We start from the raw sequence: 24,207 nt of genomic DNA, 5'->3' as shown, positions 1-24,207 counted from the left end.
CCCGGCCCCGGCCAGCCCGACTCGCCCAGCCCGACTCGCCCAGCCCCGCCCGGGCCCGGCGGCACCGGGTCAGCCGGCGCCGCCCCTCACCGCCCGGCGGATGTCCTCGACCGGCGCCTTGGGCCGCCGCTGGGCGTCGAGCAGGCCGTTGGTCTCCTGCTCGGTGTCCGTCAGCTGCGTGTAGCAGGAGCCCGCGAGGAAGGAGCTGGCGCGGACGGCGTCGTAGAGCGCGGCGATGCGCGCCGTCCAGTCGCCGGCGTCCTCGGCGGCGGTGTACCCCCAGGAGCCCTCCCGCTCGCCGCCCGGCTGGAAGGAGACGCCGCCGAACTCCGTGAGCATCACCGGCTGGCCGGCGTCGACCGCACCCCCGACGAGCATCGGGCGCCCCGCCGGCCCGAGCCCCGCCAGCAGGCGCTCGCGCGCGGCGTCGTCAGCGTACCGGGGGGCGAGGACGGCGCCGTCGCCCTCGTAGTCGTGGACGGTCGCGATGTCGGTGCTCGGCTGCTCCCACCCGTCGTTGCCGACGACGGGCCGGCTCGGGTCGAGCGCCCGGGTGAGGTCGACGAGGCCGCGGACGTACGCCTGCTGGGCGGGGTCGACCCGCACCTGCTGGACGCCCCAGGACTCGTTGAAGGGGACCCAGGTGACGACGCACGGGTGCGAGGCGTCGCGGTCGACGACCTCGGCCCACTCCGCGACGAGGAGCCGGACGGCGCGGGCGGAGAACTCGTAGGCCCCGGGCGCCTCCCCCCAGACGAGCAGCCCGAGCCGGTCGGCCCAGAAGAGGAACCGCGGGTCCTCGACCTTCTGGTGGACCCGGCAGGCGGTGAAACCCAGCTCGCGGACGAGCTCGACCTCGCGCCGCAGCGCCTGCGGGGACGGCGCCGCGAGGTGCGACTCGGGCCAGTAGCCCTGGTTGAGCACGCTCCGCACGTCGTACGGGTGCCCGTTGAGGAGGAACGCACCGTGCGCGACCTCGGCGGTGCGCAGGCCGACGTAGCTGGAGACGGCGTCGGCCGTCGTCGCGGCACCGTCGTCACCGACGGCCTCGAGGGTGACGACGGCGTCGAGCAGGCGCGGCGTCTCCGGGGACCAGGTCAGCTCGTGCTCCGCCTGCCCGTTGCGCTGCCCGGCGACGGGCACGCGCAGGTCCACCTCGCGGGCGCCCGCCCGCACGGCCTGCGTCGTCTCGACGAGGACCTCGTCCTCGTGCCGCAGCACCACGCGCACCCGGGAGCCCGCCGGGGCGCGACCGCGCAGCCGCACCGTGAGGTCGAGCGCCGAGCGCCCCAGCGCACCGGGCGCCGGCAGCCACCGCAGGTGCTCGACGCTCGTGGCCGGGACGGCCTCGAGCCAGACCGTCTGCCAGATGCCGGTCGTGCGGTGGTACCAGATGCCGTGGGGCTCCTCGTGCCAGTCCTGCTTGCCGCGCGGCTGCGCCGCGTCGTGCGGGTCGTCCTCCGCGCGGACGACGACGAGGAGCTCCCCGTCGCCCGCGGCGCGCACCGCACTCGTCACGTCGACGGTGAAGGGCGTGTGCCCGCCGACGTGCTCGCCGACGAGGGCGCCGTCCACCCACACGCGCGCGCTGTGGTCGACGGCGCCGAGGTGCAGCAGCACCCTCCCCGAGGGGTCACCGGCGCCCGCGCGGGCGAGGTCGTCCGCCGTGAGCCGGCGGGCGTACCAGACCACCGGGTGGAAGCCCCGGGCCTCGACGCCGGACGCCGACGACTCGGGCGGGAAGGGGACCCGGATCTCACCGGCGTCCGGCAGCCCGGCGGCCCAGCCCTCGGCGAGGCCGACGTCGTCGTCGTCGTGGCGGAAGGCCCACGGGCCGTCGAGGCTCGCCCACGCGGCGCGCAGCATCTGCGGGCGGGGGTGGGTGCCGTCCTGCGCGCTGGCCCTCGGCAGGGCCGAGGACGAGCGGTTCGACGGGGTCGCGGCGTCGCTGCCGGGGGTGCTCATGCGCCGGCACGCTAGGACGCCCACTCCCCCGCGCGGCGCGAAGGGTCCCGCGGTCGGGCGGGGCCGCCCCGGGACGTGCGGAACCGCCGCGGCCGATGTTGGGTGGCCGCATGCGCATCTTCTTCACCGGCGGCAGCGGCAAGGCCGGTCACCACGTGGCCCCGTACCTCGCGTCGCAGGGCCACCAGGTCACCAACGCCGACCTGACGAAGCTCAGCCACCCCGACGTCACCGACCTGCGGGTCGACCTCACCGACGCCGGCCAGGTGTACTCCGCGATGGCCGGCATGCCGACGATGGCCGACCTCGAGGCGCCCGAGCTGGTCCAGGGCGGCAGCGGGTCGGCCTACGACGCCGTCGTCCACTTCGCGGCCGTCCCCGCCATCGGCATCGCGCCCGACTCCGCGACCTTCGAGACGAACATCCTGGCGCACTACCACGTGCTCGAGGCCGCGACCCGGCTCGGGATCCGCAAGGTCGTCTTCGCCTCGTCGGAGACGACGTACGGCGTCTGCTTCGCCCAGGGCGAGCGCAAGCCGCTCTACGTGCCGGTCGACGAGGAGCACCCGGTCGTGCCGGAGGACTCCTACGCGATGTCGAAGGTCGCGGGCGAGGTCGTCTCCCGCTCGTTCCACGCCCGCACCGGGGCTGACGTCTACGGGTTCCGCATCAACAACGTCATCGAGCCGCACGAGTACGAGGAGAAGTTCCCCGCGTTCCTCGAGGATCCGTCGCTGCGGCGGCGGAACATCTTCGCCTACATCGACACGCGCGACCTCGGGCAGGCGACGCTGAAGGCGCTGGAGACCGACGGTCTGGGCTTCGAGATGTTCAACGTCGCCAACGCCGACATGTCGGTGGCCGCGACGACGCAGGAGGTCGTCGAGCGCTTCTACGACGGCGTCGAGGTCCGCAAGGAGATGGGCCGCGACGAGACCTTCTACTCGATCGACAAGGCTCGCCGGCTGCTCGGCTACGAGCCGCAGCACTCGTGGCGCGACGTGCTCGCGGACCCGCGCGCACAGGGCTGACCCGCCCCCTCGGGTCGACCGGCGGCACGAGGACGCGCTCCGCCGCGTCGTCGTGCCGCCGGTCGTGCGTCACCGCTCGAGGAGCGCCCGGACGTCGGCGACGACCTCGTCGGGCGCCGTCTCCGCCAGGAAGTGCCCGGCGCCCGTGAGGCGGAGCTCGAGGTCGTCGGCCCAGGGGCGCCAGACCGCCGCGGCGTCGTAGCCGAGCGCCGCGCCCCAGTCCTGCTGCACCACGCTGACCGGCATGGCGAGGCGCCGCCCGGCGTCCCGGTCGGCCTGCTCGTGCTCGACGTCGACGCCGGCGGTGGCGCGGAAGTCCGCGACGATGGACGGCACCGCCGCCGCGCTGGCGCGCAGGTACGCGGCGCGGACGTCGTCCGGCATCGCCCCGGGGTCGGTGGTCCAGGCGTCGAGGAAGTGGCCGAAGAAGACGTCGGGGCTCGCGCCGATGAGGGCCTCGGGCAGCCCGGGCGGCTGGGCCATGAGGTACAGGTGGAAGGCCGCGGCCGCCGAGCGGCCCTGCAGCACGGCCCACGTGTCGAGCGTGGGGACGGCGTCGAGCAACCCGAGGTGGGTGACGGCGTCCGGGTGGTCCAGGCCGGCCCGCAGCGCCACGAGCAGCCCCCGGTCGTGGCCGACGAGCGCGAAGCGCTCGTGCCCCAGCGCGCGGGCGAGGGCGACGACGTCGGCCGCCATCGTGCGCTTGCTGTAGGTGTCGGGGCTCGTCGCCGCGGGCTTGCTGCTGGCCCCGTAGCCGCGCAGGTCCGGGCAGACGACGGTGTGGTCGGCGGCGAGGCGGGCCGCCACGTGCCGCCACATGAGGTGGGTCTGCGGGAAGCCGTGCAGCAGCACCACGGGCCTGCCCGAGCCGCCGACCGCGGCGTGGAGGGTGACGCCATCCGCGACGGGGACGTCGACGGCGTCGAAGCCGGGGATGCTGGGGACCGTGGGAGCCGGGGCCGTGCTGCGCGCGAGCGGGTCGGTCGTCGTGTCCGTCATGCCTCGAGCCTCCGGCGGGCGGATGAGCGACGGATGAGCGCGCCGCTGCGCCTCGGCGTCCTCGGTCCCACCACCACCTGGGAGGCGAGCGGCCGCGAGCTGACGCTGCCCGGGCCGCGCCACCGCGAGCTGCTCGTGCGCCTGGCCGTCGCGCGCGGCGCCGTCGTCCCCGTCGCCGTTCTGGTCGAGGACCTCTGGGAGGCAGCGGGTCCCGACGACGAGCGCGGGCGCACGGCGGCCGTGCGCACCTTCGTCGCGGCCCTGCGCCGCGCTCTCGAGCCGCACCGACCGCCCCGTGCCCCGGCCCGCGTCCTGCGCACGCAGGGAGCGGGGTACGCCCTGCACCTGCCCGGTCGCGCGCTGGACGCCACCGCCTTCGAGGAGGACGTCGCCGCGGCGCGCGGCCTGCCGGCGGCCGTGGCGCAGGAGCGGCTGGCCGCGGCGCTGGCGACGTGGCGCGGCCCGGCGCTCGCCGACGTCGCCGGGCGGCCCTGGGCGGCGGGCGAGGCGACGCGGCTCGAGGAGGTCCGCCGGGGCGCCGTCGAGCGGCTGGCCGCGGCCCGCGTGGACGCCGGCGCCCCCGGGGCGGCGGTGCCCGACCTCGAGGCCCACGTCCGCGCGCACCCGCACCGCGAGGAGGGCTGGCGCCTGCTCGCGCTGGCGCTCTACCGCGACGGCCGGCAGGGCGACGCGCTCGCCGCCCTGCGGCGGGCCCGGGCCGTGCTCGCGGACGACCTCGGCCTGGACCCCTCCCCCGCCCTCGCGCGCCTCGAGCGCGACGTCCTGCACCACGAGGCCGGCGGCCCGACGCCGGCGGACGGCGCCGCCGCGGCGTGGGACCGGACGGCGGCGGCGTACGGGCTCGCCGTCGGCCCGGCGTCCCGGGCGCGCCTGCGCGCGACGGGTGAGCTGCTGCGCGTGCTGGCGACGACGGGCGGGCCGGGGCTGGTCGCGGCGCGCCGGGAGCGCTCCGCCCTGGTGGACGCCGCCGAGGCCACCGGGGACGCCTTGCTCCTCGCGCGGCTCGTGGGCGAGCACGACGTCCCGGCCCTGTGGACGCGCCCCGACGACCCGGGCCAGGCCCAGCGCCTCGTCGTCCTCGCCGAACGGGCGCTGGCCGACCTCGGCCCGGGCGCGCCGCCGGCGCTGCGGGGCCGGCTGCTGGCGACGGTCGCGGTCGAGACGCGCGGCGCCGGCGGCGCCGTCGCGGCCCGCGGCGCGTCGGCGGGCCGCGAGGCCGAGGCCCTGGCGCGGGACCTCGGCGACCCGGGCCTGCTCGTGCACGCCCTCACCGGCGCCCACCTGCACGCCTTCGACCGGGCCGGTCTCGCGCGCCGCCGCGCGGAGGTCGGGGCCGAGCTGGTCCGTGTCTCCGCGCGGCACGACCTCGTCGCCCACGAGGTGCTCGGCCACCTCGTCCTCCTGCAGGCGCGGTGCGCGCTGGGGGACGTGGCGGGCGCCGACGCCGCCGCGGCGGCCGCCGACGACCTCGGCGAGCGCTCCGAGGCGCCCCTCGTCGGCGTCTTCACCCGCTGGTACCGCGCGGTCCGCGCGTCCCTCGTCGGCGAGCCGGCCGACGTCGTCGAGGCGCTCGCGCGCGAGGCATCCTCCACGACACCGGGGGACGCCATGCCGGGCGTCGTCGCCGGCCTCCTGCCGATGGCCGTCCTCGCCGCGCGGGTGCGCGGCGGCGACCCCGGCCTCGACCCGGACGGCTGGGCCGACCTCGACCCCGGCCCCTACGGCCCGTGGCTGCGGCCGTGGGCGCTGCTCGCGGCCGAGCGGCGGCGGGAGGCGGCGCGAGCGCTCGCCCGCACGCCCGACCCGCTGCCGGGCCACCTGCTCGAGGCGCAGTGGGCGCTGGCCGGGGAGGCGGCGCTCGTCCTCGGCGACGCCCGCACGGCCGCCCGGGCCCGTGAGGCCCTGGCTCCGGCCGCCGGCGAGGTGGCCGGGGCGGGCAGCGGGATGCTCGCCGTCGGCCCGGTCGACGACCTCCTGCGGCGGCTCGACGCCGCGCGGTGACGCCGGGCGCGGACCTCGAGGGCCGACACGCCGGCCCTCCACGACGAGCGCGGACTTCGCGGGCCGACGCGCGGCGTGGCGCCCCGCGAGGTCCGCACCGGCCCCGGCCCGCGTCAGCCCTGCTGCTCGGCGGTGCACCACCACGTCGTGCGTCCGCCGACCTGGCCCGTCGCCATGTCGGCGCCGCACCGCGGGCAGTGCTGCCCCTTCTTCCGGGCGCCGATGACCTCGCCGGTGTGGACGCCACCGTGGCGGATGGCCGCGCGGGTGGCGGCGCGCAGCGCCCGGTGGAGGGCCGTGAACTCGTCGTCCGACAGGTCGCCGGCCGGCCGGTGCGGGTCCTGCCGCGCCTGCCACAGCGTCTCGTCGGCGAGGAGGTTGCCCACGCCGGCGAGCGCGGACTGGTCGAGCAGGCGCGCCTTGAGCGGCGCCGTCCCCCGCCCGACGCGCTCGCGGAACTCCCCGACGCCGATCTCGCCGGCGTCGGGCCCGAGGTCGTCGAGCGACGGGTCCAGTCGCACCCGGCCGAGCCGCCGCTTGTCGAAGAGCCGCATCGAGCCGCCGTCCTCGAAGACGAGCGTGAAGCGGTACCACTCGGGCTTGGCCACGGCCTCGTCGGTGCCGTCGACGCCGCGCACGGGGTCGCCGCCGTGGACGGTGCCGCCGTCGCCGGTCCGGACGATGATCCGCCCGCTCATGCCGAGGTGGAGGCCCAGACGCGGGCCGTCCTCGCCGCGGCCGTCGTCACCGGACGTGTCGCACCACATCGTCTTGCCCCGCCGGTGCGCCGCCGTCAGGCGCCGCCCGACGAGGGCGTCGCGGACCTCGCCCGGCACGTGGGGCCGGCAGACCCAGTCGTCGGCGTCGTCGACGTCCGCGACCACGCGGTCGAGGGCCGCCTCCGCGATGGTGGAGCGGGCCAGCTCGACCTCGGGCAGCTCGGGCACCGGCTCAGGCTAGGTCGACGGCCGGGCGCCGGCGCGGCGGTCCACCGCCCCCGCCGCAGCCGCCTGTCGGTGACGACGGCCCAGACCATCCCCGCGGCGGCCACGACCGCGGCGGCGGGGCACCCCAGGAGGCGGCCGCCCGCACCCGCTCGCCGACCGGCAGCACTAGCACCAGCAGCAGCACGAGGCCGACGACCACGGCGACCAGGCGCCGGACGGCGACGGCGTGCCCCCGTGGCAGGTCGGGGTCCCAGCTGCCAGGGCCGTGGTCCTCGTCGTAAGCGGGCACCGCTCGAGGGGAGAAGCCCACGGACGCCACTCCGTCGAGGAGGCCCGCCGGCTGCTCGAAGACGAGCCGCAGCAGTCGTGGCGCGCCGTGCTGGCGGACCCGCGCGCCGCCTGGCGCGGGCGACCACCGGTCGCTGAGGAGCACCGCCCCGTCGGCGGTGCCCCGCGGAGGGCGCCCTCGGCCGATCCGGTGGATGGGCGGGGGTGCACCGCGACCTCGCCCGCCCAGCCCGAGGGTGGAGATGACCTGTGGCACTGGACGCGGAACGACCTCGCACCTCGACGCTGCGTGCGTCGTCGTGGTGCGAGGTCGCCCGTGCCCTCGTCGGGGCACCAGGTCAGGCGCGGGGCTCTCCCGCCCTGGAGCGCCCGGGACGGGCCAGCTCGACGCCCCCGTCGCTCACGTCCTGGCTGTCGCTCCCCCCGCCGGCGGAGACGGCGCGAGGGACCGCCGCGCGCAAGAGCCGGCTGAGCAGGTAGACGGCGGCCAGGGAGACGCCGATGACGGCGAGGACCTCGATCCAACCGTAGATGTCGTGGCCGACGGGGATCTGCGACACGACGCCCACCGCCGCCCCCATCAGGAGGCACGTCCGGGCGCTTCTCCCGGGCGTCCTCGTGTGATCCGCCATGACTACTCCCTCACAACGCGTTGGCACATCCGAGGAGCGGGTTCGAGCGGGCGGGTGCCCGCTCGAACCCGGTGACGCGATCACCGCCCGGCCTCGCGGGCGGTGGACCGGGACGCCGCCCGGGCGACCAGGTAGACCACGACCAGAGCGGCCAGGACGCAGGCTCCGACGGCTACCCATGCGAGCACGGAGCCGCCGGCCACGACCGACACGACGCCCCAGAGGACCAGGGCCACGACCGCCGCGGGAGCCAGCCGCTGGATCAGCGTCCGGCTCTCGGGCTCGCCTGGTCTCTTCATCTCTCGGACCCTAGTCACGGAAGTGGTGGCGGTCGAGGATCAGCGGTAGCAGCCGTTGGAGCTGCGCTGCCACGTGTACACGTGGATCCGCAGGTTGGGTCGTGAGGTCGAGCACCGCCCGTAGGCCGCCAGGTACGTGGTGGCGATCGCGACGATGACCCCCGCTACGACGCAGGCGACCTGACCGACGGCCGGGATGAGGCAGATCGCGCCGGCCAACGCCGCACCGCCCCCGGCGATGAGGGCGGCCTGGTCCACGCGGTTGAAGGAGACGTACGGCTTCGTCACGCCCCCGCCTCCACCGAGGTACTGGGGCGTCTTCATGCCGGGCCCCGAGGCGGCCGCCGTACGTGTCGTCGTCGTGTCGGGGAGGTACAGGCGCGAACCGTGGCCGAACTCCAGCGTGACGTAGCGCTGACCGTCCGAGACGACGGTCTCGTACGCCTCACCGGACTGCTTGATCTCCGCGACAGCGGCGGCCACACGCGCCGCGTCGACCTCCGCGACCGCCGCAGGTCCTACGGGTGCCGCGGCGGCCGGCGCCCCGTCCGCGGCCTCAGCCTGCGTGGGCACGACCGCGCCGTAGGCCGTGAGCGCCGCGGCGACGGCGAGGGCCGTCACGCTGGCCCGTGCGTGCGATGGACGCCTGTTCTGCAGCTGCGTCGACTTCATGATGACCCCCTGAGAATGTCCGCCCCCTTTGGCGGTTATGGAAAAGTAATGACCACCGGCATGTCCGACAAGACGCGACCGGATGTGCGGTCGAACATCGGTGCAGATCTCTCGTCGCTCGCTGGCGGACGACCTCCTCTGACGGGATCTCGCGCGCGTGGCACGTCGACGGACGAGGACGTCCGGAGCAGGCGACCGCCCTCCCGGACGGTCACCCGGGGGCCGCCCGACCTCCCCGGCTCAGTGGCCGGTCACGCGGCCGCCGAGCCGAGCTCGGCGCCGGCCCTCGTGCCGCACGACGGCGAGGGTCCGCGCAGCATCGCGCCCACGACGGACCGGACCAGGAGGGGCGCCCTGCGGATCACACACCGCGGCGTCGTTCGACCGGCCGTCTCGCGAGGTCGAACACCTCCTGCGACGAGCGCTCGTCCTCCAACGAGACGGCGAGGGCCGTCCACCTCTCGGCGCACCGGCGCGCGAGGACGGCCACGTCCTCACGGCGGTGCACGGGCACGCACCGTGGATCGCCGACCAGCGCGACTGAGAGGCTGATGACCCGCAGCAGGGTCCGACCGCCCTCACTGCCACGGAAGGAGGGATCAGCGGAGACCCGCCTGACCAGCTCGGACGACGGGACTCCTGGCCCTCCGCGCCGTTCTCGACTGGGAGCTCCTCGATCCGGTGCCCGCGACGGGCAGGGGACCACCTCGGAGACCGGGGGACCGGTGACCTCGGCGACGAGCGCGACGGCGCGGGTGCCGCGTGTCCACTGCTGACCCAGCGCATCACGGACGAGCTTGACGGTCGAGGCGGACACGCCGCCGGCAGCGGCCGCCTGCCTGAGGGAGCACCCCGGGTGGTCGGCGAGGTACCGCTCCACCGCACGACGTCGCGCGATCCCGTCGACGGGACGGCTGCGCCCGTCCCGGCCGGTGCGCATGGGGGTCTCCTCATGGTCACCCGTCCGGCGAAGAGCAGCGACCGTCGACGTCGATAGGCAGGCGTGGTCCGCGACCACGCCGTCGGACCAGTCCGGATGGGACGTCAAGATCCTGCGGGCAGCCGCGCGACGGTCTTCGAGCGTCAGAGGCAACCCGTGGCGGGCATTGCGCCGCACCGCCTCGACGAAGGCGTCCTCCGCGTCGCCGTCGAAGTACTCGACGCGGACGTGCGTCGCGCCGCTGCGCCTCGCGGCTGCCAGTCGGTGCTGGCCGTCGACGACGCGGAGACTGCCCCGATGCACGAGGACGGGAGGCAGCGCCGCCAGCACCTGGACGAGCTCCGCCACGTGGGCGTCGTCGAGGGGTCCCCGTCTCGGGGAGAGGGCTTCGCCCAGGTCGACGACGGCCATGAGTGCCGTCTCTGCGACCACGCCGGTCAACGACGACCGGCCGCCGTCAGCACCGATGACACCTCGAAGTCGGTCCATGAGCTACCCCCCGTTCCGGCGGACGTGGCGTTGATCTCATGTCTCGGTGACCTCGGCCGTCCCGGCCGAGCCGTGTGATCTAGGTCACACGTCGGCGCCGGTCGCGGCAGGAACGACCGACCCGCTCGACGCGCTCCGGTCCGGAAGGCCTCCTCGACCCGCGCGCTCGTCCTGGTCCCGGTCCGGCACGTAGCCGAGGCGACGCGCGAGGTCTTCGGCCGACGGCGGCGCCCCAGTCGTCGCCCCGCCCCCGGGCGCCGCCCCCACGTCCTCAGCCAGCAGCTCGTCGTCCATCACGAGGGCGGACAGCCGCTGGCGCGCTCGCCACAACCTCGTGCGGACCGTGGAGGGTGAGGCGCCGAGCGCCGTCGCCACCTCCTCGACGGACAGACCCGCCCAGCACACCAGCTGGAGAACCTCCTGCTCGCGGGGCGTGAGCTGGTCGTGGACCCGGCGAGCCGAGTCCGCCTCGACGACCTGGGTGGCGGGATCCGGCCCCACCACAGGGATCCCGGACTGCAGCGCCTCGCGGATGCTCCGTCCCAGGTCGAGCACCCGACGGTCCTTGCGCTGGGCCTGGGCCAGCTGTCGCCTCGCGATGCCGAAGACCCACGCCCGCAGCCCGTCCGGCTCGTCGGGAGCACGGTCCCGTCCGCGCCACAACGCTGCGAACGTCTCCGCCACGACCTCCTCCGCCGTCGCTCGTGAGCAGCGTCGGGACGCGTACCGCAGGACCTGGGCCTGCATCGCCACGAAGGTCCGCTGGTAGACCTCTTCGTCCATCTAGTCCCCCGGTCGCTGACAGGCCCGACAAGCCTGTCCATCCCGGCATCCTGGCGCAGCAGCACCGGGCACGGACGCGAACCGGACGATCGAGGAACCGGGTGACTCGACGACGCGGCCCTCGTCAACGGCGCCGTCACCGACTTCACCGACCGCTACGGCACCGAGCACCACGTCGCTCCGTCGGACGGCCGGTGGCTCGACCTCGTCGTCTCCGTGACGAACGAGGGCCTGCTCCCGGTGCGCCTCGACGTCGTCCCGTCGCTCGCCGCCGACGAGCCCGTGCGAGTCCTCGAGGACGTGCGCGTCGCCGTTCCCGTCGACGACGCGCGCGCCGTCCGCGACGGCGTGGTCCTCGAGCCCGGGCGGTCGCTGCCCATCCGCATGACAGGCCGTCTGCCGACGTCCTGCGGGAGCCCGGTGCCGCCCGTCGAGGCCGGCGGCTGGACCGGCACCGACCGCCTCGTCCACCCGCACGACGACCTGCTCGGCCTCCCCCCGCCGGGCCGACCCCGCCACCTCGTTCACCGTGGCGCTCGACGGACCACTCGGCTGCCCCGGGCCGTGACCGCGGCGACGTTCACCAGGGCACGACGCCCGCGTCCTCGAAGAAGCCGCCGGTCGGGCCGCCGTCCGGGAGCGTGGCGAGCCGGACCGGTGTCCGCGCGCCCTCCTGCGGCGTCCCCGTCCCGCGGAAGCCGTTGAGGTCCGTGGCCACGAAGCCCGGGCACGCGGCGTTCATGAGGATCCCCGTGCCCTCGAGCTCGTGGACGTACTGGAGCATCACGGCGTTGAGGAAGGTCTTCGACGGCGCGTACGCCACCGCGACCGGCCCCTGGGCCGCCGCGTCCGCGGGGGCCGCCTGCCGGGTCAGCGACCCGACGCCGCTGGAGACGTGGACGACGCGCGGCGACGCCGCCCGGCGCAGCAGCGGCAGCACCGCGTTCGTGACGCGGATGACGCCGTAGACGTTCGTCTCCACCACCGTCCGGACGACGTCGAGGTCGACGGCCGAGGGCTGCTGCGGCAGGGACCCGGTGATGCCGGCGTTGTTGACCAGGACGTCGAGCCGACCCTCCTGCCGCTCGAGGAGCTCCGCCGCCGCCCGGACGCTCGCGTCGTCCGTGACGTCGAGCGGCACGCCGAAGGCGTCCACCCCGCTCGCGCGCAGCCGCGCGACGGCGTCCTCGCGCCGCGCGTCGTGCCGCGCCCCGACGCCCACGCGGAGCCCGAGGGCGCCGAGGCCGGCCGCGATCTCGTAGCCGATGCCCTTGTTCGCCCCGGTGACCAGGGCCGTCGTCGTCTCGCTCATGCCCACGAGCGTGCGCGCGGGGCGGGACGGCCGTCCAAGACCGCACGGGCCGCAGCGATACCGCACGGGTATGGGCGCGCGTAGCGTGCCGGTCGTGGAGTCACGGGAGCTGCGGTACTTCGTCGCCGTCGCCGAGGAGCTGCACTTCTCGCGCGCCGCCGAGCGCCTGGGCATGGCGCAGCCGCCGCTGTCGCGGGCGGTCGCCCAGCTCGAGCGCCGGCTAGGGACGCCGCTGCTCGAGCGCAGCAGCCGCTCGGTGGCGCTCACGGAGGCCGGGGCGGTGCTGCTGCGCGAGGGCCGGGCGGCCCTCGACGCCCTGGAGGCGGCCGAGCACCGCACGCGGCGCGCGGCCCCTGCTCCGACCGGGACGCCGGGCATCGCGATCGCGACGAAGGCCGGCGCGTCCGACGAGCTCCTGGCGAAGCTGCTCGACGCCCACGCCGCAGAGCCCGGCGCCGTCCCCGTCGAGGTCGTGCTGTGCGGGCCGGGCCAGCAGGCGCGGCTGCTGCGGACCGGCCGGGTCGACGTCGCGCTGCTGCACCCGCCCATCGACGACGTCGAGGGCTTCGACGTCGAGGCGCTGCGCACCGAGGGGCAGGTGGCGCTGCTGCCCGCCGGCCACCCGCTGAGCACCCGCACGAGCCTGCGCCTCGCCGACCTCGAGGACCTGCCCGGCCTGCCCCCGCCGCGCTACCCGCGCGTGGACGGCACCTACCCCGAGGGCCCGGGGTCGGAGGTCCACGACCACGCCCAGCTCGTCCAGCTGGTCTCCCTCGGGCGGACGGCGGTCGTCGTGCCCGAGGTCGCCCGCTCGCACCTGCGCGGGGGCGTCACCGCCGTGCCCGTCGTCGACGCGCCCGAGGTGACGACCGTCATCGCCTGGCCGCCGCACAGCCGGTCCCTCGCCGTCGCCCGGCTCGTGGGGACGGCGACGCGGCTCTGAGACCTCCCCGTCCGCGGGCGGCGGCCTACCAGTCGAGGTGGTAGGCGACGAAGCCCTCGCCCTCGAGCGCCGTGCGCCCGACCTCGACCTCGAGGGACGCCGACGGCACGTCGGTCGCGAGGACGCGCGTGGTGTCGAGCTCGAGGTCCCCGCTGACGTCGCGCAGCGCGAGGTCGGCCTGCGACGGGTCGACGCCGAGGTCGGCGACCGCGCCGTCCACGACGGCGCGCAGCTGGCCCTCCGTGAGCCCTCGGCGCACGACGACGACGGAACCCGGCGGGGCGGTGCCGTCGGCGGCGGTGACGACCACGGTGTCGGCGGGCGTCCGCAGCAGGTCCTGCCCGCCGGCGGCGACGAGGACCTCCAGCCCGCCGCCCTCCCGCTCGAGCGGGATCGACGTGCGCCCGTCGGGGAGGGCGAGGTCGGTCCGGGACGGCGGGTCGTCGAGGTCGAGGACGAGCGTGCCGTCGGCCAGCAGCTCGGCGACGGCGGCCCTCTGGGCCTGGCGGCGCTCCGAGGCGCTGCCCCGCTCGTCGGGGGTGGACGGGCCTCCGGTGCACGCCCCGACGAGGACGAGGACGACGAGGAGGACCGCACCGCCGGTGACCCGGGCGGTCGCCGTCACCGCGCGGCCCACGAGCCCCGTCGGCCGCGGTGCGTGACGAGGCCCTCGAGCGGGTCGTCGCCCGGAGCCGGCAGGTCGTCGCCGGCACGCGTCGTGCTCGCACCCACCGGACCACCCCCTCACGACGACCGTAGCGACGAGAGCGCTCCCCGCCGGGCGTCACGGGCGCCCGGCACCCGACCGGGGGCTCAGCCGACCACCACCACGACCTTGCCCGCGACGCGCCCCTGGGCGCCCTCGGCGTGGAGCGCGGGCAGCTCGTCGAGGGGGATGCGCCGGTCGACCTGGACGCGCAGCTCGCCGGCGTCGACCATCCGCACGAGCTCGGCCAGGCGGTCGCGGTCGGGCAGGACGAAGACGGTCGCGGCCGTGACGCCGCGCGCATCGTCGCTCGGGGTGGCCATGAAGGCGGTCGTGCTGACGACCTTCCCGCCGTCGCGGACGAGCGCCACGAGCGCGGCGAAGCGCTCGGGCTCGACCGGGGCGAGGTTGAGCAGGACGTCGACGGGCTCGGCCACCGCGTCGAGCAGGTCGGTCGTCGTGCGGTCGACCACCTCGTCGGCCCCGGCGGCGAGCACGGCGTCCCGGCTGCGCGGGCTGACGGTCGCGACGACGTGCACCCCGGCGCGCTTCGCCAGCGCCACGGCGTAGGTGCCGACGACGCCGCCCGCGCCGTTGACGAGCACCCGCTGCCCGGCCGTCAGCTCGCCGTCGTCGAAGAGCGCCTGCCACGCCGTCAGCGCCACCGACGGCAGGGCCGCGGCGTCGGCGAGCGGGAGGGTCGTCGGGGCGGCGACGAGCGCGTCGACGGGGGCGAGGACGAACTCGGCGGCCCCGCCGTCGCGCTCCATGGGCAGGAACCCGACGACGGCGTCGCCCACCTGCCAGCCGCTGTCGCCGCCGCCGTCGGACGGGCCGACGGCGTCGACCGTGCCGGAGACGTCGTAGCCCGGCACGTGCGGCAGCTCGACGGGGATGGGGAGGAAGCCGCCGCGCATGCCGCCGTCCGCGGCGTTGTACGCCGAGGCCGCCACCCGCACGCGGACCTCGCCCGGGCCGGGCTCGGGCGTCTCGACCTCCTCGGCCCGCAGGACCTCGGGGCCGCCCGTCTCGTGGAAGCGCATCGCCTTCATCTCATCGCCTGCTCTCGCGTCGTGGTGGGGTGCCGACCGTGTCGGCGTGCGCCCACCGTGGCGCTCCGCGCGACGGCGTACCTGGGCCAGGTCGGCCCACCCTCACGACCCCGACGTGGCCCGCCCCAGCCCTCTCAAGGCACGTCGTCGACACATGGCCGACCGAGGCGCCCCTCCTCCGCACGTCGTCGTCACGTCGCCGCCCGGAGCCCCTCCCCGGGAGCACTTCGACGACGACGTGGCTCAGGAAGGCCGACCCGCACAGCACATCGACGACGAAGTGCCTGGAGGGGAGATGGGGGCCGCGAGCACGAAGCCCTCCCGCCCGAGCAGCGCGCGGGGGCACACTCCCGCCGTGACGGGACGCGCGTTCGGCACCGCGGTGCGCCAGCTGCGCGAGGCCGCCGACCCGTCCGCCGCCGGGGTGCCGCTCGGCGTCGGCGGCCGGCGGGTCCGCGGGCTGCGGCGCGAGGAGCTCGGCGAGCTGGCCGGGATGTCGGCCGACTACGTGCGCCGGCTCGAGCAGGGCCGCAGCCACCCCTCCGCCGCCGTCGTCGACGCGCTCGCCCGGGCGCTGGGGGCGGGCCGCGCGGACTACGAGCGCCTGTGCGTCCTCGCCGGGTACGCCGCCGCGGACGGCCAGGTCCCGGCCGACCTCGGCCCCGGGGCCACCCGCCTCCTGGAGCGCTTCTCGGACACCCCGATGTTCGTGGCCGACGCGGCGATGAACCTGCTCGCCGTCACGAGCCCCTTCCTGGCGCTCGAGCACTGGGAGCGCACGGGGGACCGCTTCGAGTGGAACGTCGCCTGGCGGCAGTTCTGCAGCCCCTTCGCCAACTTCCGGCAGTCGGCCGCCGACGCGACCGACCACGAGGCCATCCTCGCCGCGCGCCTCAAGGACGCGGCGCTGCGCTACCCGCGCGACGCCGGGCTCGCAGCGCTCGTCGACGACATCCGCTCCCGCAGCTCGCTCTTCGACGGGCTCTGGCGCGACTCGCGACCGGTGACGGCGTACGGCAGCAGCGCGACCTTCCTGCGCTCCGACGGCGAGCCCGTGACGCTCGTCGGCGACCTGCTCGCGATCCCGGGCGACGACCTCGGGGCGCTGGTGCTCACCGCCGCGCCCGGCTCGCGGGACGAGGCCCGGCTGGCCGAGGTGGTCTCCGCCGCGGAAGGACCGCCGGTCGTGCACCTCGACGGCCCTCCCGCGGGCTGAGCGCGGCCCTGACGACGGCCCGCACCCGCGGCGCTCAGCGCCGGGTGCGCCGCCGCGGCCCGGCGTGCTCGCGCACCGGCGCCACCTCGGCGACGCGGACGTGCTCGTAGACGACCGAGGTGCGCACGTCGACGATCTCGGGCCGCTCGGTGAGGCGGTCGATGACGAAGGCGTACAGGTGGTCGTTGTCGGGCACGGCGACGTGGACGAGGAAGTCCTCGGTGCCGCTGGTGACGAAGACGCCCACGACCTCCGGCAGGGCGGCCACCCAGGTGCGGAAGCCCTCGATGCGGACCCGCGACGGCGGCCGGACGCGGACGGCGATGAGCGCCTGGACGGGGCGCCCGATCCGCGCGAGGTCGACGTCCAGGCTCGCGCCGCGGATGACCCCGCGCTCGCGCAGCGACCGGGTCCGCTCGAGCGCCGTGGTCGGCGAGACGCCCACGGCCGCGGCCACGTCGCGGTTCGTCCGCCGTGCGTCTGACTGCAGGACCCGCAGGATCGCCGCATCGACGTCGTCCATGTCCACCATGGCGGCAGGTTAGGCGGACGACGTACGGATCGGCCGCGCGAGATGCCCGCACCGGCTTAGCGTTCGCGACATGAGCAGCACGATCGACGCCGCAGCGGCGTCCGAGGCGTCCGTCGTCCCGACCGTCGGCTTCACGCCCGACGAGGTCCGCACCGGGGAGCCGACCCGCTCCGCCCGGCTGAAGTGGGTGGTCGTCGTGGCGGAGGGGCTCGAGCCCGGGCGCGCCGTCAACGCGGCGGTGTGCGTCGCGAGCGCCACCGCCCGGGCCGTCGAGGGGCTGCTGGGCCCCGACGCCGTCGACGCGTCGGGCTCGACCCACCCCGGGCTGCCGTGGGCGGGGTGCAGCGTGCTCGTGGCCCCCCGCGAGCACCTCGCCGCCGTGCGCGCGAAGGCGGCGCGGTCCGAGGGCGTCCACGTGAGCGACATGCCCGCTGCGGCCCAGTCGACGCGCGTGTACGACGAGTACCTGGCGGCGGTGGGCGCCGCGGAGGCCGAGGAGCTCGACCACCTGGCCGTCAGCGTGGTCGGGCCGCGCGAACGTGTCGACGAGGTCGTCGGCCGGCTGCCGCTGATGCCGTGAGGCGCGCGGCCGGGCGTCGTCGCCCCGCAGCCGATCTATCGTCGTCACCATGGTCGACAGCCCCGCCCCCGCCGCACCCGCCGCCGCTGCGACCACCTCGCCGGGCACCTACCGGACGGCCGACGGCTCGGCCGTCCCCTTCCCCGAGGCCCTCGACGCGTGGACGAGCGCGGCCTTCGCCGTCCTCACCGCCCGCGCCCGCACCTACGGCGCGACCGTCACCTACGGCGACCTCGCCCGCGCCCTCTTCGCGCGCTCCGGCGTCGCGACGAGGTCGTTGCTGCAGAGCTGGATCGGGGACGTCCTCGCACGGGTCGCCGACGCCTGCGCCGCCCCGTCGAACGACCACCCGCCGCTGGACGCCCTGGTCATCCGGGGGACGGACGGCGCCGTCGGCGGCGGGTACGCCGACGCGGTCGAGCGGAACAGCGGCACCCGGCCCCGCGACGTCGAGCAGCACGCCGCCGAGGCGCGCCTCGCCTGCTACCGCGCGCTCTCCCGCGACCTCCCCGAGGACGGCGGCCACCCCGTCCTCACGGCCCGCACCACGGCGCAGCCCCGTCGGCGCACCGCGGTGGCGAAGCCCGCCAAGCCGGCCCCCGCACCCGAGCCGCTGCCCGCCGTCTGCCCCAGCTGCTTCACGCAGCTGCCGCGCAGCGGGCAGTGCGACACGTGCGACTGACCTGACCGGCAGCACCGTGCCAGGGCCTCTTACGACGCCGTCGACGAGAGCGGACTTCGCGGGCCTGGGAACGGCGCGCCGTCCCTCGAAGTCCGCGGGTCGTGGTGATGGCGACGGGCGTCGTCCCGCGGCTGGAGGGCGGCTACACCTGCCGCTGAGGCGCTCCCGCCCTCAGCCCCCGCCGCAGCGCGGTCGCGAAGGACGGCGTCGTCGGCACCTCGGGCACGAGCGCCGCCTGGTAGGCGTGGTACGCGTCGGGCTTGCCGGCCCAGGTCTGCGACGTCGGCACGTTGTCCGGGTCGAGCTCGTGGTGCCAGGAGCCCCGCTCGTGGTCCACGAGGCAGCGGTCGGCGTACGCCCACCACGCGGCCGCCTCGGCGGCGTAGCGGCTCCCGCCGGTGGTGCGCTCCAGCACGGACGCCGCGGCCACGGCCTCGGCCAGCACCCAGTGCAGGCGGTTCCGGACGACGGGCCGGCCCGACCAGTCCGTCGTGTAGACGAAGCCGTCCGCGCCGTCGACCGCCCAGCCGTCGGCGACGGCGCGGTCGTGCAGGGCCACGGCGGCGTCCACGAGCCCGGCCGGGGCGCGCTGGCCGAGCGTGGCGTCCACCGCCACGAGCAGCCGCGCCCACTCCAGCCCGTGCCCGACCGTCGCGCCGTAGGGGCGGAACTTGTCGGCCGGGCGGTCGCGGTTGTGCTCGAGGAGGGGCGACCAGTCGGCGTCGAAGTGCTCGGGGATGCGCCAGCCGTTCGCCCGCGCCCACCCGACGACGCGCGCCGCCATCCGCCCGGCGCGGAGAGCCCACCGCTCGTCACCGGTGACGTCGGTGGCGGCCAGGTACGCCTCCACGGTGTGCATCACCGCGTTGACCCCGCGGTAGGGGTCGGCGCGCGTCCACGCCTGGTCCCACCGCTCGACCACGAGACCGGTTGCCTCGTCCCAGAAGCGGCGCTCCTGGACCTCGAGCGCCTCGGCGAGCAGCCGTTCAGCCCCCTCCACCCCGGCCGCGAGGGCGGAGGACCCGGCGAGGACGACGAAGGAGTGCGCATAGGCCTGCTTGGAGTCGTCGACGGGGCCGTCCGCCCCGACGACGGCGGACCACCCGCCGTGCTCGGCGTCCCGCAGCGGGCCGAGCAGCGAGCGCACCCCGTGCGCGACGAGGTCGAGCATCTCCGCGCGGCCGGGCCCGCCGGGCGCGGGCGGCTCGTTCGCGAGGGCCCCGAGGGCGAAGACGTGCGTCATCCTGCAGGTGACGTACAGCTCGACCGGAGACGCGGGGTCGACGCCCCCGACGTCGTCGAGGTTCCCGAAGCCCAGGTCGTGCCGGGAGCCCGCCGCGAAGCGCAGCAGGTCCGCTCGCTGGTCGGCGAGGTGGTCGGCGCTGCCCGGGAGGATCACCGGTCCAACGTAGGCCCGAGCGGCGGCGTCGCCGGGAGGGCGGCGCGACGACGTGCTCGCGGCCGCCTCCACCCGGGACGTGCGGAGGACCTCGTCCCGTGACCGGTCGCCGACCGTGCTGCGCGAGCTCCGCGGTCGACCCGACCCCGACCCGTGACCCGTGTGCGGAGCCCCGTCTCGAGCGTCTACCCGCGCTGCGTCCACCGGCGCTCGACCGTCCGCCGGTGCGTCGCGTCGTCGACCCACGCGTCGCTGCGCCGGCTGCGGCTCACCCGGACCGACGGCGCCCGGTCGGCGTCCTCGAGCGCGAGCGAGCTCTCGGCCTCGTCCCAGTCGTCCCTCCGAGCGGCGGTGACGCAGCGGTAGTGCACCCGGGTCGGCTGCTCGAGGCGGCGCCACAGCTCCGCAGGCACCGTGACGGTGGTCTCCAGGGCCCTGCCCGTGGAGGTCATGCCCTGCTCCCACGTGGCGGCGAAGGTGCCCGGCGTGCGCGTCCGCCCCGTCGCGGCGGGCCAGAACAGCCTCGGGTCGGTGGCCAGCTCGAGGGCCACCCACGGGTGCCGGCCCGACCGCACGCGGAAGGCGGGCGCGGGCTCGCCGACGGACCACTCCTCGGGTCCGAGCACCGCGGGCCAGTCGCGCTCGGCGGCCTCCTCCCGCTCGACCCGTCGGCGGCCGCGTCGTCGGGCCTGCTGTCGCGCCCAGTCGTCGAAGCCCTCCTCCGAGAGCTCGGCGCCGGTGTACACCCACGTCGCGAGCGTGCCCCGCAGGTCGACGTGGGTGGTGGTGCTGCCCAGGCCGAGGCCGATGTCGAGGCCGAGGTGCTCCAGCGCGAGCTCGGCGACCTCGAGCGGCGTCAGGCCCTTGACGCGGATGTCCGCCGCCCGACCGACGAGGTGCTGGCTGCGGCGAGCACCGCCCACGGACGTGTTGAGCGCCGGTGGGCGGTAGGCCGAGCGCACCGTCAGCGGCGCGCCGGCCGCGGACCGCATGGCCTGCAGCCCCTCCACCAGCTCGACCGACACCCGCGCGTAGCGGTACGGGCCCGACTGGGCGGCCAGCTCCCGCAGGCTGAAGCTGGCGGCCAGCTTCTCGTCGAGGCGCCCCGACGTGTCCAGCAGGGCGACGATTCCGTTCGCGACGGGGTCGCCGTAGTCCGCGCCGTCCTGGGGGTCGTCGACCTGCGCGAAGCGCGCACCGCTCGGGAAGCGCAGCGTGGTGGTGGACGAGGGCTCCTCGGTGATCCTCGTGCTGGGCGCCGAGGCGGCCGCCGCGTCAGGTGTGCTGTAGGCCAGGTCGGCGCCGTGGGCGTCGTCCGCCGCGAGGGCCCGGTAGGCGAGGACCTCGGCGTGCCGCAGCCGCTCCCAGACCGCCCCGGGCAGCGTGTAGGGGCTCGAGGTCTCCGGCCCGTCCTCCCAGGAGGAGAAGAAGGTGGAGTCGGTGCGGCGGTGGCTGTGCGCGGCGTCGAGCAGCTCGGCCTCGGTGGCCACCTCGACGGCGAAGAGCGAGCGCCCCCCGGTGTCGACCTGGAACGTCGGCGGCGGGCCGAGGCGGGGAGCCACCGCCGGGCCCGTCACCCGCACCGGGCCGAGCGCGGTACCCGGACCCGCCGCCTGACGGCGCACGGCCTCGTCGACGGCGGCGGCGGCGTCGACCCGGCCGTGGCCGAAGCGGGTGCTGTGCCCGTCGGCGTCGTACTCGTCCGCACCCCCGACCTTCGCGGCGGTCGAGAGCAGGACGTCGCGCACCTCGGCGGCCGTGAGCGCGGGGTTCGCCGACAGCACGAGCGCGGCGACGCCGGCCACGAGGGGCGTGGCCGACGAGGTGCCGCCGAAGGTGGCGGTGTAGCCGTCGTCGCCGTGGGGCTCGGACCCGTCGTTGTAGCCGTCGCCACCGGGGCGGTCGGTGGTGAAGATCGCGCGGGTGCCGCCGTTGGACGGCGCGGCGATGTCGACCGCGGGGCCGAAGTCGGAGTACCACGCCGGCTCGTCGGCGTCGGTGCTCGCGGCCACCGCGAGCACGTGCGGGCTCGCGGCGTAGCCGTCGGTGGTCATGTCCTCGGACTCGTTGCCGGCGGCGAAGAGCACGACGACGCCCTTGCCGCGGCGGGCGTCCTGCGCGCACCAGCGCAGCACCTCCTCGGTGACGTCCGGCAGCGCGAAGGGCTGGGCGGGGCCCCACGAGCATGAGATGACCTGGGCGCCCTCGTCGACGGCCCACCGGAACATCTCCACCTCGTCGGCCGTGCCGAGCCACAGGGGCGTGCGGGCGGCCACGAGCCCGGCCTCGGGGGCCGCCCCCGAGGCCTTCACCCCGGCGGCGACCGCGACGCCGGCGCAGGCCGTGCCGTGGTTGTCGTCCGGCCCGGCGGGCTGGGCGCCGGCGGCGCCGCCGGCGAAGTCGCGCTGGGCCCGGACCTTGCCGGCGAACTCGGGGTGGTCGACCGCGACCCCGTCGTCGAGGACGGCCACCGTGACGCCCTCACCGCGGGTGCGGGCCCACGCGCCCCGGACCCGGGCGGTGTCCAGGTGCCACTGCTCGTCGTCGAAGGCCGCGCGGTCCTCGCGCGCGCTCCCGGCCTCGGGCTCCGCGACGAGGACGCGCGTCTCGATGCGCCGCACCAGGTCGGGGGAGGCCATGAGCGCGTGGCCGTCGTCGACGAGGCGGTTGGCCAGCGCCACCGGGCCCCGCTCCCCGGACCCCTCGGCCGAGCGCACGACGTAGGCGTTGCCGAGGAAGGGCTTGGCCTCGACGACCGTGGCGCCGTAGCCGTCGAGCAGGCGCTCGACCTCGGCCCGCGGCTGGTCCGGCGGAAAGACGGCGACGACCTGGGGGAGCACGACGGCGACGTGGCGCTCGTCGCCGTCGATGCGCACGAGCGGCGCCGAGAAGTCGACGGCCGAGTCGCGGTCCAGGGCCAGCGCGCCGCCCGACGCGCCCTCCGGCACCCGCAGCACCCGCACGCCGTGCTGGGCGAGGAAGGCGACGCCGCTGGCGCGCCGCACCACCTCGGCGGCGCGGGGCTCCAGGGCCGAGCCGGCGTCGCGCCCGCTCGGCACGAAGCGCACGGCGATCAGCTCCGGGTCCGGACTGATCGGGACGTCCCGTCCGCCGGACCGGTAGGACAGGGCGGCGTCGCTCGCGGTGGTCATCGGTTCCTCCTCGGTGGTGTCCTTGCTCTCAGGTCTGCGCGTCGTCCGTGATGACCACGAAGGCGCTGTCGCTCAGCAGGTGCCGCCGCCAGGCCGCGGAGGGCGCCCCGGCCACCCGGTACTCGACGGCGGGGGACGCGAGCGCCGCGGTGAGCGGCAGCGGGAAGGTCACCTCGGCCGCCGGCGCGTCGGGGCCCAGCACCACCCGCTGGACCTCGTCGAGGCCGGCGACCCGGGCGTCGACGGCCACCTCCTGGTCGCCCGGCTGCTCGTGCAGGAAGACGACGGTGACGTCGACCTCCTCGACGAAGCTGCGGATCTCCTCCACGGTCGCGGGTCCGGTCGAGACCGTCTCGTGGTCGGTCAGGACGACGGCGCCCGCCGGCGGCTGCCACTCGACGGTCGTCGACGCGCCGGCCTCGACCGTGCGCTCGACGGCCGTCGCGCCGACGACGCCGTCGGGGCCGTGCGCGACGAGCTGGTGGAGGACGACCGGCGCCTCCGTCGGGTTGCTGACCACGACGGCGGCGCCGTCGCGCTCGACGCGCAGCGGCCCGGTGGCCCACGGCCCGACGACGCGGCGCAGGTCGACGGCCAGGGAGGACGACACCGACGAGCCGTCGGGGAAGGTGAAGGTGGCCGCGCCGGCCAGCCCGCCGTGGGCCAGCACCCCCCGCAGCACCATCCACTGCGCCACGTCGACACCGGCCCCGAGCCGGAGCGTGCCCCCGGGCAGCGCCGTGGTCTCGAGCCGCGCCCCGAGCGCCGCCACGCCGGCCCACGAGAAGGTGGCGCTGACCCCCGACACCTCGGTCGGCCAGACGAGGGACGCCCGCTCGTCGCGGCGGCGGACCTCGCGGGTCAGGTCGGCGACGTCGAGCGGGCGCAGCGCGGGCTGCAGGCCCGCCTCGAAGAGCACCTCGACCTCGTCGGGGCCGGTGCCGACCGCGGCGTGGAGCACGACCAGGGGCCGGTGGGCCGCCTCCGTCCCGTCGTCGGCCCGCCGCCCCACCTGGTACGCGGTCGGCACGACCAGGTACTGCCCGCCGTCGGTCTGCGACTGGTGCACCCGGGCAAGCGGGGTGCGCAGCCCGGTCACCTCCCGGAACTGGACGTACGCCACCTCCCCCAGCTCGAGCGCCGGCCGGCCGGCCGATCACCGCGAGCGCGTCCCCCCGGCGCTCGACGTAGGCGTCCGGCCGCTCGGCGCAGTCGACCGCCACCGCTGCGCTCTCCGAGCGCGGGAAGCGGCCTGCGGTGAGCCGCGACCTCGTCGTCCCGGGCCGTTGGAACCGCCCGGCGAGCAGGCCCGGGCGGAGAGCGCCCGCGCGGCGCGCGTCGAGCGTCAGCCGCCCCACGCCGAGCGGCACCGAGCGCGTCACCGGGTCGAGGACCAGCGCGTGCGAGGCCAGTCCGGCCTTCGCGAGCTGCGCGCCGAAGACGAGCTTCGGGGGGTCGGTCGTGCTGACCCGCCGGTAGCCCGCGACGGCGTAGCCGACGACGAGCTCGGCGGGCTCGGCGGCCGGGTCCGACAGCGCCCGGTACGCCAGCCGGCTCCACTGGTTG

Annotated in this window: 21 protein-coding genes; 6 read left to right on the top strand and 15 right to left on the bottom strand. The window is 76.6% G+C overall.

What is annotated here, in order from left to right; translation table 11 throughout:
* Nucleotides 1-69 precede the first annotated feature (69 nt).
* A complete protein-coding gene (locus Q0789_RS03805) occupies nt 70-1,965 on the bottom strand; it encodes a glycoside hydrolase family 2 protein (protein ID WP_298802286.1) in 1,896 nt (631 codons plus the stop codon).
* A gap of 110 nt (nt 1,966-2,075) precedes the next feature.
* Here Q0789_RS03805 and Q0789_RS03800 point away from each other — a divergent pair, with 110 nt between their 5' ends.
* Nucleotides 2,076-2,996: an NAD(P)-dependent oxidoreductase gene (locus Q0789_RS03800; protein WP_298802284.1), complete on the top strand. Its 921-nt coding sequence runs from the start codon at nt 2,076-2,078 to the stop codon at nt 2,994-2,996.
* A 69-nt stretch (nt 2,997-3,065) separates the two neighbouring features.
* On the opposite strand, the gene Q0789_RS03795 is transcribed toward Q0789_RS03800, so the two are convergent.
* The gene (locus Q0789_RS03795; RefSeq protein ID WP_298802282.1) at nt 3,066-3,995 is read right to left on the bottom strand and encodes an alpha/beta hydrolase; all 930 of its coding nucleotides are present in this window, start codon (nt 3,993-3,995) and stop codon (nt 3,066-3,068) included.
* Between the two features lie 33 nt (nt 3,996-4,028).
* Between Q0789_RS03795 and Q0789_RS03790 the strand changes: the two genes are divergently transcribed.
* The gene (locus Q0789_RS03790) at nt 4,029-6,017 is read left to right on the top strand and encodes an AfsR/SARP family transcriptional regulator (protein ID WP_298802280.1); all 1,989 of its coding nucleotides are present in this window, start codon (nt 4,029-4,031) and stop codon (nt 6,015-6,017) included.
* 113 nt (nt 6,018-6,130) lie between these two features.
* Here the strand turns inward: Q0789_RS03790 and Q0789_RS03785 are convergent, their stop codons facing one another.
* The 7 genes from Q0789_RS03785 to Q0789_RS03755 all read right to left on the bottom strand — a co-directional run bounded on the left by Q0789_RS03785 (nt 6,131) and on the right by Q0789_RS03755 (nt 12,379).
* Entirely contained in the window at nt 6,131-6,964 is an 834-nt protein-coding gene (locus Q0789_RS03785; protein ID WP_298802278.1) for a DNA-formamidopyrimidine glycosylase family protein, read from the bottom strand.
* Between the two features lie 626 nt (nt 6,965-7,590).
* A complete protein-coding gene (locus tag Q0789_RS03780) occupies nt 7,591-7,833 on the bottom strand; it encodes a hypothetical protein (protein WP_298802276.1) in 243 nt (80 codons plus the stop codon).
* A gap of 131 nt (nt 7,834-7,964) precedes the next feature.
* Complete coding sequence (locus Q0789_RS03775) at nt 7,965-8,183, bottom strand: hypothetical protein (protein ID WP_298802274.1); 219 nt, start codon at nt 8,181-8,183, stop codon at nt 7,965-7,967.
* A gap of 39 nt (nt 8,184-8,222) precedes the next feature.
* A complete protein-coding gene (locus tag Q0789_RS03770) occupies nt 8,223-8,855 on the bottom strand; it encodes a hypothetical protein (RefSeq protein WP_298802272.1) in 633 nt (210 codons plus the stop codon).
* A 361-nt stretch (nt 8,856-9,216) separates the two neighbouring features.
* On the bottom strand, nt 9,217-10,227 hold the full coding sequence (locus tag Q0789_RS03765; protein ID WP_298802270.1) for a ParB/RepB/Spo0J family partition protein: 1,011 nt from the start codon (nt 10,225-10,227) through the stop codon (nt 9,217-9,219).
* A 141-nt stretch (nt 10,228-10,368) separates the two neighbouring features.
* Nucleotides 10,369-11,067, bottom strand: coding sequence for a sigma-70 family RNA polymerase sigma factor (locus tag Q0789_RS03760; protein ID WP_298802268.1), 699 nt, complete (start codon nt 11,065-11,067; stop codon nt 10,369-10,371).
* A gap of 580 nt (nt 11,068-11,647) precedes the next feature.
* Complete coding sequence (locus Q0789_RS03755) at nt 11,648-12,379, bottom strand: SDR family oxidoreductase (RefSeq protein ID WP_298802267.1); 732 nt, start codon at nt 12,377-12,379, stop codon at nt 11,648-11,650.
* 94 nt (nt 12,380-12,473) lie between these two features.
* Here Q0789_RS03755 and Q0789_RS03750 point away from each other — a divergent pair, with 94 nt between their 5' ends.
* On the top strand, nt 12,474-13,322 hold the full coding sequence (locus Q0789_RS03750) for a LysR family transcriptional regulator (protein ID WP_298802265.1): 849 nt from the start codon (nt 12,474-12,476) through the stop codon (nt 13,320-13,322).
* Between the two features lie 25 nt (nt 13,323-13,347).
* Here the strand turns inward: Q0789_RS03750 and Q0789_RS03745 are convergent, their stop codons facing one another.
* Together Q0789_RS03745 and Q0789_RS03740 are read right to left on the bottom strand one after the other, a co-directional pair.
* Nucleotides 13,348-13,947, bottom strand: coding sequence for a hypothetical protein (locus tag Q0789_RS03745; RefSeq protein ID WP_298802263.1), 600 nt, complete (start codon nt 13,945-13,947; stop codon nt 13,348-13,350).
* A 188-nt stretch (nt 13,948-14,135) separates the two neighbouring features.
* Nucleotides 14,136-15,080, bottom strand: coding sequence for an NADP-dependent oxidoreductase (locus Q0789_RS03740; RefSeq protein WP_298802261.1), 945 nt, complete (start codon nt 15,078-15,080; stop codon nt 14,136-14,138).
* 355 nt (nt 15,081-15,435) lie between these two features.
* On the opposite strand from Q0789_RS03740, the gene Q0789_RS03735 reads away from it, so the two are divergent.
* Nucleotides 15,436-16,296 (top strand): helix-turn-helix domain-containing protein, encoded by an 861-nt coding sequence (locus tag Q0789_RS03735; protein ID WP_298802259.1) that lies wholly within the window; start codon nt 15,436-15,438, stop codon nt 16,294-16,296.
* A 34-nt stretch (nt 16,297-16,330) separates the two neighbouring features.
* Here the strand turns inward: Q0789_RS03735 and Q0789_RS03730 are convergent, their stop codons facing one another.
* Complete coding sequence (locus Q0789_RS03730) at nt 16,331-16,819, bottom strand: Lrp/AsnC family transcriptional regulator (RefSeq protein WP_363325932.1); 489 nt, start codon at nt 16,817-16,819, stop codon at nt 16,331-16,333.
* 79 nt (nt 16,820-16,898) lie between these two features.
* Here Q0789_RS03730 and Q0789_RS03725 point away from each other — a divergent pair, with 79 nt between their 5' ends.
* Together Q0789_RS03725 and Q0789_RS03720 are read left to right on the top strand one after the other, a co-directional pair.
* The gene (locus tag Q0789_RS03725; protein WP_298802255.1) at nt 16,899-17,408 is read left to right on the top strand and encodes a DUF2000 domain-containing protein; all 510 of its coding nucleotides are present in this window, start codon (nt 16,899-16,901) and stop codon (nt 17,406-17,408) included.
* A 49-nt stretch (nt 17,409-17,457) separates the two neighbouring features.
* A complete protein-coding gene (locus tag Q0789_RS03720; RefSeq protein WP_298802253.1) occupies nt 17,458-18,090 on the top strand; it encodes a hypothetical protein in 633 nt (210 codons plus the stop codon).
* 142 nt (nt 18,091-18,232) lie between these two features.
* Here Q0789_RS03720 and Q0789_RS03715 read toward each other — a convergent pair whose 3' ends face one another.
* From Q0789_RS03715 to Q0789_RS03705, 3 genes are all read right to left on the bottom strand, one after another.
* Nucleotides 18,233-19,489 (bottom strand): AGE family epimerase/isomerase, encoded by a 1,257-nt coding sequence (locus Q0789_RS03715; protein WP_298802251.1) that lies wholly within the window; start codon nt 19,487-19,489, stop codon nt 18,233-18,235.
* A 185-nt stretch (nt 19,490-19,674) separates the two neighbouring features.
* Nucleotides 19,675-22,641 (bottom strand): S8 family serine peptidase, encoded by a 2,967-nt coding sequence (locus Q0789_RS03710; protein WP_298802249.1) that lies wholly within the window; start codon nt 22,639-22,641, stop codon nt 19,675-19,677.
* Nucleotides 22,642-22,669: 28 nt separating this feature from the next.
* Nucleotides 22,670-23,764 carry a hypothetical protein gene (locus Q0789_RS03705; RefSeq protein ID WP_298802247.1) on the bottom strand — a complete coding sequence of 365 codons (1,095 nt, stop codon included), beginning with the start codon at nt 23,762-23,764 and terminating at the stop codon, nt 22,670-22,672.
* Nucleotides 23,765-24,207: the final 443 nt, after the last annotated feature.

It is taken from the genome of uncultured Pseudokineococcus sp. (genome assembly GCF_947499845.1).
Lineage (GTDB): Bacteria > Actinomycetota > Actinomycetes > Actinomycetales > Quadrisphaeraceae > Pseudokineococcus.
This window is presented reverse-complemented; position numbering and strand designations above follow the sequence as displayed.